At 76.4% G+C, this 12,306-nt stretch carries 9 protein-coding genes; 8 read left to right on the plus strand and 1 reads right to left on the minus strand.

The window, feature by feature from the left end; all coding sequences use genetic code 11:
• Positions 1 to 846: 846 nt before the first annotated feature.
• On the minus strand, positions 847 to 1,464 hold the full coding sequence (locus ACFYXE_RS25465; RefSeq protein ID WP_389315958.1) for a hypothetical protein: 618 nt from the start codon (positions 1,462 to 1,464) through the stop codon (positions 847 to 849).
• 151 nt (positions 1,465 to 1,615) lie between these two features.
• On the opposite strand from ACFYXE_RS25465, the gene ACFYXE_RS25470 reads away from it, so the two are divergent.
• From ACFYXE_RS25470 to ACFYXE_RS25505, 8 genes are all read left to right on the plus strand, one after another.
• A complete protein-coding gene (locus ACFYXE_RS25470; protein ID WP_389315960.1) occupies positions 1,616 to 3,745 on the plus strand; it encodes a hypothetical protein in 2,130 nt (709 codons plus the stop codon).
• An 84-nt stretch (positions 3,746 to 3,829) separates the two neighbouring features.
• The gene (locus ACFYXE_RS25475) at positions 3,830 to 4,267 is read left to right on the plus strand and encodes a phage tail protein (RefSeq protein WP_361180987.1); all 438 of its coding nucleotides are present in this window, start codon (positions 3,830 to 3,832) and stop codon (positions 4,265 to 4,267) included.
• Between the two features lies 1 nt (position 4,268).
• Positions 4,269 to 5,018, plus strand: a complete 750-nt coding sequence (locus ACFYXE_RS25480) for a LysM peptidoglycan-binding domain-containing protein (RefSeq protein WP_361180986.1) — start codon at positions 4,269 to 4,271, stop codon at positions 5,016 to 5,018.
• Positions 5,015 to 6,934, plus strand: a complete 1,920-nt coding sequence (locus ACFYXE_RS25485) for a VgrG-related protein (protein ID WP_361180985.1) — start codon at positions 5,015 to 5,017, stop codon at positions 6,932 to 6,934. The genes ACFYXE_RS25480 and ACFYXE_RS25485 overlap by 4 nt, the downstream gene beginning before the upstream one ends.
• 45 nt (positions 6,935 to 6,979) lie before the next feature.
• Positions 6,980 to 7,393, plus strand: coding sequence for a GPW/gp25 family protein (locus ACFYXE_RS25490; RefSeq protein WP_361180984.1), 414 nt, complete (start codon positions 6,980 to 6,982; stop codon positions 7,391 to 7,393).
• Positions 7,394 to 7,399: 6 nt separating this feature from the next.
• The gene (locus tag ACFYXE_RS25495; protein WP_361180983.1) at positions 7,400 to 9,361 is read left to right on the plus strand and encodes a putative baseplate assembly protein; all 1,962 of its coding nucleotides are present in this window, start codon (positions 7,400 to 7,402) and stop codon (positions 9,359 to 9,361) included.
• Positions 9,362 to 10,560: 1,199 nt separating this feature from the next.
• Positions 10,561 to 11,097, plus strand: coding sequence for a phage tail protein (locus tag ACFYXE_RS25500; protein ID WP_361180988.1), 537 nt, complete (start codon positions 10,561 to 10,563; stop codon positions 11,095 to 11,097).
• 2 nt (positions 11,098 to 11,099) lie between these two features.
• On the plus strand, positions 11,100 to 12,287 hold the full coding sequence (locus tag ACFYXE_RS25505; RefSeq protein WP_389315964.1) for an NADase-type glycan-binding domain-containing protein: 1,188 nt from the start codon (positions 11,100 to 11,102) through the stop codon (positions 12,285 to 12,287).
• Positions 12,288 to 12,306 lie beyond the last annotated feature (19 nt).

Below are 12,306 nucleotides of genomic sequence, written 5' to 3' on the forward strand. Positions count from 1 at the left end.
CGGAACAGGGCGGGGCGGGGCGGCGGTGACGTGTCCGGTCGGTGAGTCGAGGTAAGTGATGGGCTTGTTCAGGTGGCGGCGGGGGTCGCGGGACGACGCGGCGGTGCCGGGCGGCGTGACGGCGCCGGGCGCGGTCACGGGCCCGGCGGCCGGGGAGTCGGCGCGGGACGGTGCCGGTGTCGACACCGGGGCGGGGTCCGGGGCCGGGGCGGGTTCTGGCGTGGGTGCCGGTTCTGGTTCTGACGTCGGTGCCGGGGCCGGTTCTGACGTCGGGGCCGGTTCCGTTTCCGGTGGCGAGTCCGCTGCCCGTGGGGCCGCCGGTGACGGCTGGGTCGGCCTGCCGCCGGTCCAGCGGGTGCTCGCGGCACCCCGGACGGTCGCCGAGCAGGGCTTCGGCGCGATGCTCGCCACCCACCAGAACCCTTCCTTCGGCGGCGAGTTGGGCCACGCGGTGCAGTCGTCGGCCCCCGGAGGCCTGCTCCGCGACGTCCTCACGCCGGTCGCGGGGCGCCCGGGCAGCCTCGACCTGCCCTCGCTGCGGCTTCCGGTGCGCGGGCGGGCGGAGTCCGCGCCCGAGGAGCCCGCCGTCACGCCGGTCTTCACGCATACGCGTCGGGCGCGGCCGGTGAATCCGTCGCCGCCCCCCGCGTCGGGCGCATCTCCGGCGGCTCCGGTGTCTCCGGTGTCGTCTGCGTCTCCCGCGTCTGCGGCGTCCGCAGTGTCTCCGGCCTCTGCTGTGGCTCCCGGTTCTCCGGGGGCCGCTTCGTCCGGTTCGCCCGCTTCTTCGTCGGCCTCGCCCTCGGCCTTGCCCTCGTCCTCGCCGTCCTCGTCTCCGGCTGCTTCCCCTCAGGCCCGTGCCGCGTCTCCTGGCCGGTCCGTCCAGCGGGCGGCCTCGGGGGCGGACTCGGCTTCAGGAAGCGGCAGGTCCGGACCCGGCACCCCCGCGTCCGGCGCTGCGAGGTCCGGCGACGCGGCGTCCGGTGCGTCCGGTGCTTCCAGTTCTTCGACGTCCGGCGCTCCGGGCGTCCTCGCCGCACCCGGCACCTCCCCGTCGCCGGGCCCCGCACCCCGTACCGACGCGTCCGCGCCGTCCGCGCCGCCCACCGCTTCCGCGAGCAGGCCGCTCGTCGGCGGGGCGCCGACTCCCGTACCGGACACGGACGTCCAACGGTCCGCCGCCACGGGGAGCCCGTCGGCTCCCGCCCAGGGCGAGGCGGTACGCAGGACTCGTACCGACGCCTCCAGGAAGAGGCCCGGCCTCGGCGCCCCGACCTCCGGCCCCGCGACGCAGGCCCCGCGGCCCGCCGGTCCCGGCGCCCCCGCGGACCGACCCGTCCAGCGCAAGGCCTCGCCCGAGCCCGGCGGACAGTCCTCCCCCGCCTCCCCCGCGCCCGCGCGACCGGACTCCGGCCCGGCGAACACCTCCGCGCCGCGCACCCCGGCGAGCCGCCCCACGCCGCCCAAGACCGAGACAGCACCGGGCGGCCGTACCGACGCCTCAGGCGTCTCCAGCGCCCCAACTGCCGCCCCCAGCGCCTCCAGCGCTCCCAGTACTCCCAGCACCCCCAAGGACAAGCCGCTTCTCGGCTCGCGGGCTCCCGCGTCGGACACGCAGGTGCCGCAGCCGGACCCGCAGGCCACCCCGCCCGCCACCCCAAGTGCCGCCGCCGACCGCCCCGTCCAGCGCAAGTCCCCCGGTCCGTCCGGCGCACCGGCCGCTCCCCCCCGTACGCACGCGCCCACGCCCCCGGCCGCGAACCCGGCACCCGCCCCGCAAGCGGGCACGCGCCCGTCCGCCGCCCCCGCCGACCGCTCGGCGCACGGCAGCAGCGGCGGCACCGCTCCCCGTACGAGCCGTACGAGCCGTGCGAACCGTACGAGCCGCACGGGCGAAGACCGCCCCGTCACCGGCCAGGGCGGTTCCGGCAGCACCGCGGGCCCCGCCGCCCCCGCGCCCGCGTCCGGCGGTCCCGCCGTCCAGCGCTCGGCAGCGGCGCCCGGCGCCGGGCCGAGCTCCACGCCGGGGACCGCCACCGGGAACGCACCGGGCCGGACCGCGCCCCTCGCCAGCGCCCGGGCCCTTCCCGTACCGGGCGGGGAGGCGACGGAGGCCCCGCGTCAGGACCGGCGGGCTTCCGGGCCCGCACGGACCTCCGAAGGCACCGCAGCCGCCGGAGCCGCCACCGCAGCCAGTCCCGCCGCGTCCGCCGCCGTCCCCGTGGTGCAGCGGGTGCGGTCCGGGCGGTCCCCGCTCGTGTCGGCGGCGCCGTCCGTGGTGCCGCAGCGGCAGGTGTTCCCCGTCGGGGCCGCGCGGCCGAAGCCGTCCGGCACGGAGAACACCGCCAAGGACACCGCCAAGGACACCGTCCGGCCCGCCGCCCAGGGCACCGCACCGGACGCCTCCACCGCACTCCCCGCCGTGCCGGACGCCGCCGACCGCGTCCGGCCCACCGCTGTCCCCGGGCCGGTATCCCCCACCGGTCCGGGGGCGCAGGCCGCGTCCGCGGCCCCCGACCCCGTCGCTGTGCGGGCAGAATCCCCCGTTCAGCCCGTACAGCGGCGGCCTCACGTGCGCCGGGTCCGACGCGCGCAGGCCGACGGCACCACCCCGGCGGGCGCCCAACGCCCGGGCCTTGGCAGCCCCTTGTCCGCGTCGGATGGCTCCACCCCGGGACCCGCGCCGCAGGACCGCCCGCGCCGGACCCCGATCGGCGCGCCGGTCCCCCCGGGCCGGCAGGCGCCGGGCACCGCCACCCCGCCGTCCGGCACGGCCCCGGCGGAGCCCACGCTCTCGCCCACCGTCGTGCCGGGGCCCGGCCCCGCCGACGCCACCACCCACCGGGCCGCGGCCCCGGCCACCGAAGCCGCACCCGCGTCCACGTCCGCAGCCACACCCGCCACGTCACCGGCGTCACCGGCCCAGGCGCCCCGGCCGAAGGCGAAGCCCCAGCCGCTCCCCGTCGTCCCGGTCAACCGCCGTATCGCACCCGGCAGTTACCGGCCCGCCGAGCAGGGCGCCACCCGGCCGCGTCCGCTGGCCCCCTCCCGAGGGCTCACCGTCCAGCCCGCGGCGGCAGGCGGCCCCGCACCCGCGTCCGCCGGCCACCCGGCCGGCCCCGCACCCGCCCCAGGACGGCCCGCCGTCTCCCCGGCGATCGCCCCGGCCGCCGTCCCCGCGCCCGCTCCCACCGCCGTACCGCTGCAGCGGTCGTCCGGCGGCCACGGCGCGCGGACCACGGGCGGCCACCGCGCCGCCGCGGCGCCCGCCCCCGTCGTCGTCCCGCTCGCCACGTCCGGCCCGGCGGCGGCGCGCAGCATGCCCGGCCCCGCCGCGACCCCCGCGCCCGTGCGCCCCGCAGCACCCCGCACCAGCACCAGCACCAGCACGGTGCGCACCTCGCCGCTCGCGGCGGCCCGGCCCGCCGTCCAGCGCCGTGCGGCCCCGCCGACACCTGCCCCCGCTCCCACGCCCGCCCGGGCCGCGCAGCCGCCCGCCGCGCCGCCGCCCCGGCAGACCGGCGTCGGGGTCCCGCCGACCGGTTCCGGGCCCGGCGGCGGTCCTGCCGCCGCCGACCAGGGCGCCCAGTCGGACACCGCCGCGGCTCCCCCGGCCGCATCCGAATCCAGCCCCGCCGAGCTGGACGCCCTCGCCCGGCGCCTGCTCGCACCGCTCTCGCGGCTGCTGCGCGCGGAACTGCGCAGCGACCGCGAACGCGTCGGCCGGCTCCGCGACCACGGCCGCTGACCGACGCACCCGCACCCACCCCCCGCCCCCGCCCCCGAGACCGCAACCGCCACCGCCAGCGCAGGAAGAACCAGGAAAGAACCGATGCCCTCGACCCAGGACCCAGGCTCCACCGTCTTCTTCAAGCTCACCATCGACGGCCAGGACCTCGGCCTGTTCAACGGCTGCGACGGGCTCTCCTCCCAGGTGGAGGTGGAGCAGCGGCAGGAGGGCGGCAACAACGGCTTCGTCTGGCAGCTGCCCACCCGCGTGACCTTCTCGACGATCCGGCTCACCCGGCCGCTGACGGCGGACACCGCCCGGGTGGCCGCGTGGATCTCGTCCATCGCCACCGGCATCTCGCGGCCCACCGCGCAGATCGCGGCGCTGCGCGCGGACGGCTCCATCGTCGCGCAGTGGGGGCTCGTCGAGGTGCTGCCCGTGAGCTGGCAGGGGCCGAGCCTGAGCCCGGACAGCCCGTCCGTGGCGACGGAGACGCTGGAGATCGCCCACCACGGCTTCACCGACGCGGGAGGTGCCTGAGATGGCCGCGCCCACCGGCGGCAAGGCAGGCGCGAGCCTGGTCCGTGCCGCGCTCGCCATCCACCAGCCGCCGACCGACCTCGGCGGGTCGATGGGCGGGCGGATCGGCGAGGTGGAATTCCAGTTCAACCCGACGCAGCTGCAGATGGCGCGCTCGGCGGAGTGGCGCACCCAGCGCGCCGTCGCCTACACGCGCGGCGCCCCGCCCAAGTTCACCGGCGCCGCCCCCGCCACCCTGCAGCTGGAGGTCTTCCTCGACTCCTCGGGCACACCCAACTCCGGCAAGGTCCAGAAGCAGGTGGAACTGCTGCTGTCCTGCTGCGAGGTGACCCCGCAGAGCGTCACCTCCAAGCGTCCCTCGCCGCCGTGGGTGCGGTTCTCGTGGGGGTCGTTCAACACCGTGCAGTTCGTGGCGTACGTGACCAACGTGAGCGCCACGTACACGCTGTTCAACCCGACCGGTGAGCCGATCCGCGCCGCCTGCTCGCTCGCGCTCACCGAGATCTCGATGCCCACCAAGGGGCAGAACCCGACCTCCGGCGCGCTCTCCGCCCGCCGGGTGCACCGCACGGTCGCCGGCGACTCGCTGGCCTCGCTGGCGTGGCGGGAGTACGGCGACGCCACCCGCTGGCGGCTGATCGCCGAGGCCAACGAGATCGACGACCCGATGCGGCTGAGACCGGGCACCGAACTGCTGCTGCCCGCCGCCGAAGAGGCCCGCCCCACCCCCACGCACGTGGAGTCCGCATGAGCGAGAAGACGTACACGAGCGTCCTGCACGCCGAGATCGGCGGCTCCGTCCTGCCCGACAAGCTGGCCGTGCTGCTCGTCGAGGGCTGGGTGGACTCCAGCGTGAACGTGCCGTCCGCCTTCCAGTTGACCTTCGCCGACGACGGCGGCGACATCCTGGAGAAGTTCCCGCAGATCAAGGTGGGCGCGGAGGCGGTGCTGTGCCCCTTCACCGACGGAGTGCGCGGCAAGCCGATGCTGACCGGTGAGGTCACCGCGCTGGAGGTCGACTCGGACGGCGGCGCCAAGTCCCTGGTCGTGCGCGGCTACGACCCGGGGCACCGGCTGCTGCGCAACCGCCGGGTCAAGGGCTTCCCGAACATGACGGCCTCCGACATCGTGCGCCGGGTCGCCACCGCGAGCAAGCTGAAGCTCGGGAAGATCGAGTCGACGCCGACGGTCTACGAGCTGGCCACCCAGCCGGGCATCACCGACTGGGACTTCCTCTCCCGGCTCGCCCAGGAGAACGACACGCACCTGTCCTTCGACGAGGACGGCAAGCTGTGCTTCGCGAAGCTCAAGCCCGCCTCGGGCGCGCCGTCCGACACGACACCGGCCGCGCAGAGCCCGTACGTCATCGAGTTCGGGGCCAACGCGCAGCACAGCCGGGTCGCGGTGACCTCGGCCGGGCAGGTCTCCACGGCCGGGGTGCGCGGCTGGAACATGCGGGCCAAGCGCGCCCTGTCCGCGCAGTCACCGGCCCTGCGCAGCAAGGACATCGACGCCGACATCACGCCCGCGCAGCTCTCGAAGCCGTTCGGCAAGGCCGAGTTGACCGACACCTGGACGCCGTACACGACGCAGGCGCAGGTGACGCACGCCGCCAAGGCCCTCGCGGACGACGTGACGGGCTCCTTCGCCGAGATCGAGGTCGCCGTCACCGGCAACCCGGACCTGCGGCCGGGCCAGCCGGTGGCGCTGAACGGCGCGGGGTTCCCCTTCGAGGGCAAGTACACGGCGACCGGGGTGCGCCATCTCTTCGAGTCCGGGCGGCCGTTCACGACGTGGCTGACCGTCTCGGGGCGGCAGTTCCGCTCGCTGTACGGGCTCGCCTCGGGCGGCGCGGACGCCGCGCCGCCGATGCCGGGCGTCGCGATGGCGCTGGTCAGCAACGCCAAGGACCCGCTGCGCCTGAACCGCGTCAAGCTGCGCTTCCCGTGGCTCTCCGACTCCTACGAGAGCGACTGGTGCCGCATCGCGCAGCTCGGCGGGGTGCGCGGCGGCGGCCTGATGATGCCCGAGGTGGGCGACGAGGTCCTGGTCGCCTTCGACCGGGGCTCGCTGGAGCACCCCTATGTGCTGGCCGGGCTGTACAACGGCATCGACAAGCCGACGCCCAGCACGGACGGGCTGCAGCCGATCGACCCGACCAGCGGCCGGGTCAACTGGCGCTCGCTGTCCTCGCGCAGCGGTCATACCCTGGAGCTGGTGGACGCCAAGTCCCGGATGAAGAGCGGCATCCGGCTGCAGACCGGCAACGGCAGGCTGACCGTCCACCTGGACCAGACGCGCACCAGCGTGACGATCCGCAGCGACGGCTCCGTGTCGATCTCCGGCACCCGCAACGTCAGCATCCGGGCGGGCGGCAACCTGTCGCTGACCGCGGGCGGTTCACTGACGATGAGCGCGGGCGGCGCGGTCGACATCAAGGCGGGCGCCAAGTTCGGTGTCAACGCGGGCGGCATGGCGGACATCAACGCGACCGGCGCGGTCAGCCTCAAGTCGGCGGGCGCGGTGGCCGTCAACGCGGTCGGCGCGGTCTCGGTCACGGCGGCGGCCGCGGTCGCCATCAACGCGGGCGCGGCGGCGGCGATCAGCTCGCCGGCCACCGTCGCGCTGAGCGCGCCGGCCGTGCTGCGCAACGGCATTCCCTTCTAGGGGCGTGCGAGATGAACGACGTGTGCCTCAAGGGGGTCACCGCAGATGAGTGAGCAGTTCGTCGGCGCGGGCTGGACGTTCCCGCTGCGTACGGACGCGGGCGGCGGCATCGCGCTGGCCCGGCGCGAGCGCGAGATCGAGGAGTCGATCCGGCTGGTGCTCGCCACCGCGCCGGGCGAGCGGCCGATGCGGCCCGAATTCGGCTGCGCCGTCCACGACATGGTGTTCTCACCGGTCAACGAGGCGACGGCGGGCCGGATCCGCTACGAGGTGCGGTCCTCGCTCGACCGCTGGGAGCCGCGCATCGAGGTCCTGGACGTCGAGGTCAGCCCGGCGCCCGACGACCCGTCCGTCCTGTTCATCGACGTGAGCTACAGCGTGCGCGGCACCAACAACCCGCGCAGCCTCGTCTTTCCCTTCTACGTGATCCCGTCCACGGAATCAGAGAGCGGAGTCTGAAGTCCGATGGCCCTGCCCGCACCCCACCTCGACGACCGGCGCTTCCAGCAGTTCGTCGACGACGCCAAGCGCTACATCCAGCAGCGCTGCCCGGAGTGGACCGATCACAACGTGTCCGACCCGGGTGTCACCCTCGTCGAGGCCGTCGCGCACATGGCCGACCAGGTCGTCTACCGGCTCAACCGCGTGCCGGAGAAGAACCACCTGGCCTTCCTCGACCTGCTCGGCGTCACCCTCTTCCCGCCGTCGGCGGCCCGCGCCGACGTCACCTTCTGGCTGTCCGCGCCGCAGACCGAGCCGGTGGTGCTGCCCGCGGGCACGGAGGTGGCGACCGGCCGCACCGAGACCGAGGAGGCGGTGGCCTTCGCGACCGAGGCGGACCTGACCGTGGTCCCGTGCGAGCTGGACTCCGTGCTGCGCAAGGAGTCGGGCGGCACCCCGCAGGACTGCGGGCAGGACGTCTTCGCCGGGCAGGACGTGGCGGTGTTCGCGACGTCCCCGCAGCCGGGCGACACGCTCCTGTTCGGGCTCAGCGACGCGGTGCCGCACTGCGTGGCGGTGCTGCAGCTGGACAGCCGCGTCGACGGTGTCGGCGTCGACCCGCGCCAGCCGCCGCTGGTGTGGGAGGCGTGGACGGCGGACGGCTGGGCCGAGTGCGAGGTGGACGAGGACACCACCGGCGGTCTCAACCGGCCCGGCGAGGTCGTCCTGCACATCCCCGGCGGGCACACCGTCTCGCGCGTCGGGCGGCGGGACGCGGGCTGGCTGCGCTGCCGGGTCGTCGAGGCCGCGGTGGGCCAGCCCTTCTACAGCGCCTCGCCGACCGTGCGGTCCGCTGCCGCGTTCACCATCGGCGGCACGACCGCGGTGGCGCACGCGGACGTCGTCCGCGACGAACTCCTGGGCGACTCCACGGGCGTGCCCGGCCAGCGCGTGCGCCTGGCGCAGGCGCCGGTGGTCGCCGACCGGCCGCCGCTGGTCCTTGAGGTCTCCGACGGGGAGGGCACGGGCTGGCAGGAGTGGCAGGTCGTGGACGACTTCGCCCGCTCGGGCCCCTACGACCGGCACATCACGCTCGACGCGGCGACCGGCGAGGTCGCCTTCGGCCCCGCGGTGCGCGAACCGGACGGCTCGCTCCGGCAGTTCGGCGCGGTGCCCGGCAAGGGCGCGGCGATCCGCGCGACCCGCTACCGCACCGGCGGCGGCCGCACGGGCAACGTGGCCCGCGGCGCGATCCAGGTGCTGCGCAGCTCCATCCCGTACGTCGCCCGGGTGGAGAACCGAGAGGCGGCGCGCGGCGGCGTGGACGGCGAGACCGTGCAGGAGGCGAAGGTCCGCGCGCCGATCGCGCTGCGCGCCCAGGAGCGGGCCGTGACGGCGCGCGACTACGAGGAGCTCGCGCGGCGGGCCGCGCCCGAGACGGCCCGGATCCACTGTCTGTCCGCGGACGCCAAGGACGCCGGCGAGAACGCGGTGCGGGTCCTCGTCGTGCCCCAGGCCGTGCCGGACCGGGGCGGCCGGCTCCGCTTCGAGCAGCTGGTGCCCGGTGAGGAACTCCTCTCCCGTGTCACCCACTTCCTCGACGACCGCCGTCCGCTGGGCACCCGCCTCTCGGTCGGCCCGCCCTTCTACCAAGGCGTCACGGTGGTCGCCACGCTGCACTCCTTCCGCGCCGCGCAGGCGGAGCGGGTCCGCTCGGAGGCGCTCGACGCGCTGTACGCCTATCTCGACCCGCTGACCGGCGGCTCGCACGGCGAGGGCTGGCAGTTCGGCCGTCCTCTGCGGGCCGGCGAGATCTTCGCCGCGCTCCAGCGCGTCCCGGGCGTGGAGCTGGTCGACGAGGTCCTGCTGCACCCCGCCGACCCGCTCACGGGCCGCCGCGGCGACGCCACGGACCGCATCGAACTGGCCTCCTCCGCGCTGCTGTTCCCCTTCGACCACCGCGTCCGCGTCATCGAGGCACGATGACGACGGGCGAGCCGGGCAACCCGGGCAACGACGAGGCGCGGGACCAGGAACAGGAGCGGGGCCGGAGGCAGGGAGCGCAGGGCGACTCCGGGGCTCCCGAGGGATTCGGGCCCGCCGAGGGCTACGGACCGGCCGAAGGGTTCGGCCCCGCCGAGGGCTACGGACCCGCGCAAGGCCACGGATCCACGGAAGGCCACGGGTCCACCGAGGGCTACGGATCCACGGAGGGTTACGGACCTGCCGAGGGCTATGGATCCACGGAAGGCCACGGACCCACCGAGGGCTACGGATCCTCAGCAGGCTACGGACCTGTCGAGGGTTACGGGCCCGTGGAGGGGTCCGGAGAGACGGGTGCGCCGGGACCGCGGCACGCGTCCGGACCACGGCACGCGGCAGGTTCGCCTTCCGCGCCGGACGCCGACCCCGCGCCGGGCGCCGGGCCCGCGCGGCGAGCGGACCCCACCCGGGGCGCCGAGGCCGTCCCGGGGGCGGGTCACGGCGCCGGACCGATGCCCGACCCGGAACCGCGGCACGTGTCCTGGCCGGAACCCGCGTCCGGCACGGAGCACGGCCCGGAACACGGCACGGAGCACGCCCAGGGGGCGGACACGACGGCGGGCGCGGGCCACGACTCGGACCCGTCCGCACCAGCCCCGGACCCCACACCGGCACCCGCACCCGCACCCGCACCGAAGCGCACCGCGAAGCCGAAGCACGCGTCCGCCCCGAAGCACGCCTCCGCCTCGGACACGCCGTCACCGGCGCCGTCGTCCCCTCCCTCGCCGTCGTCCTCGTCCCGTACGAACGACCCGGCGTCCGGCGCGGACCACGCGCGAGGTCCCGAGCCCGTGTCGGGTCCTGGGCACGAGCCACCCGCCCGTACCCAGTCCCGCCCGGAACCGGAGCAACCCGGCGCGGCCGCCCACACCACCGGCCCGCAGCCGCCCTCGGCGACCGGCCACCGGGCGGCGTCGGCCCACGCGTCGGCGGTGCCCGAGGACGCGGGGCGCACCCCGACCGCGCAGTTCCCGACCTTGGCGGCGCTCGCCACGGAACGGGTGTCGGCACAGCTGTCCGCGGGGGACGGCGGCGCGGGCGGCGGGCACGTCTCGTGGGCCAAGGAGACGCCCGAGGCGCGGCCGGACCCGGCGACCGGGGCGGCGGCGGAGGGCGGCTCGCGGCGCGGCTCGCTGCCGGAGCTGACGTCCGCCCATCCGATCGGGGAGCAACTGCCCGCCGTCTTCGCCGACGACGACTTCGCCCTGCGCTTCGTGTCCGGCCTCGACGTCGTCCTCGCGCCCGTGTTCACCGTCCTGGACTGCCTGGACGCGTACTTCACGCCCGCGCTGGCGCCCGAGGACTTCCTCGGCTGGCTGACGGACTGGGTCGGCACGGAGCTCGACGGCACCGAGCCGCTGCCGATGCGCCGCCACGCCGTCGCCTCCGCCGTCGACCTGCACCGGGTCCGCGGCACCCACCGCGGACTCTCCGCCGCCGTCCGGCTCGCCTTCGGCGTACGCCCGGAGATCACCGAGAGCGGCGGCGCCACCTGGTCCGCCCGCCCGCTCGGCCCGTTCCCCGGCACGCCCCGCCCCGCCCTGCACGTCACGCTGCGCGTGCCGGACCCCGCGTCGGTGGACACCCACCGCCTGCGGTCCGTCATCGCCGCGGCCCGCCCCGCCCACCTCCCTTTCACGGCCGAGGTGACCGCCGCACCTTCCCCCGAAGGGAACTGACCATGCCCGATCGGCCCGAGATGAACGAGATGCCTGACTCCTCCGCCCCCACCCGCCCCTGCCCCGAGTGCGGCACCCCCGCCCGGCAGCACGGCCAGTCCTTCTGCGACTCCTGCGGCGCCTTCCTCCGCTGGGACACCCCGGCCGGAGGGCCCGCGGACACCTCCACGTTCGCCGCCCCGCCCGCCGCCGCCCCCGACCTGCCGGGCGCCGCCCCGGAGCGTCCGGCGGCGCCGCCCGCGGCCGCTCCCGGCGCCACCGACACCACCGTCCCGCTGCCGTCGTCCGGGCCCGCCGAGCCGGCCGCGCACCGCACGCCCCCGCCCGCCCAGCCGCCCCACTCCGACACCGCCATCCGGTCGCTGCTCGTCCCCGTCCCGGAGGCCTCGGACGCCGTCGCGCCCCCGGAGACGCCGGGCAGCGTGCTGCCGGGGCGGCCCGAGGCGGCCCGGCCCCGCGTGCGGCAGGCCGCGGTGGCCGCCGCGCCCGAGTCCGGCCCGCCGTGCCCGAGCTGCGGGACGCCCAACGCCCCCCGCCGCCACTTCTGCCGCAGCTGCGCGAACCTCCTCAGGGACTCCGGCGCGCCGGCCGCCGAGGGCCCGTACGCCGGCCAGCGGCCCCGGCTGAACCGCGACCGCACCCGGTGGATCGCCCGTGCGGTGGGGATCGCGGTCGTCGCCGGCCTGGTGATCGGCGGCATCTTCGGCGGCCCGCCGGCCGCCCGCGCGGTGCAGGACCACTTCGCCAAGCGCGTGCCGGTGCACCCCACCAAGTACAGCGCTTCGCACGCCGCCCCCAAGCAGCCGGCCAAGCTCGCCTTCGACGGCTACTCCAACACCTGGTGGGGCACCGGCTACTCGGGCGACTCGGCGGGCCAGTGGCTGCAGGCCGACTTCGGCCAGCCCACCGACCTGCTCAACCTCCTGATCACGCCGGGCACCTCGCCGCGCAGCGCGCAGGCCGCCGAGCAGGCGCGGCCGATGGAGTTCGACCTGGTGGTCGGCGACTCGTCGGGCAAGGAGCGCACGCTGCACCGCCGGATCAACGACGGCGGCGTGCAGAAGCTCGACGTGCGCGTGCGCAACGCGGTGAGCGTCCGTCTGGTCCTGCGATCGGCCTACGGCGCGGCCAAGAAGCGCCAGGTGGCCATCGCCGAGCTGGAGTTCCTGGGTCGCTCCACCGGGCAGTAGCACCGCGTCGGGGCCGGGT

The sequence above is a fragment of the Streptomyces sp. NPDC002564 genome (genome assembly GCF_042889645.1).
In the GTDB taxonomy this organism is placed as follows: domain Bacteria; phylum Actinomycetota; class Actinomycetes; order Streptomycetales; family Streptomycetaceae; genus Streptomyces.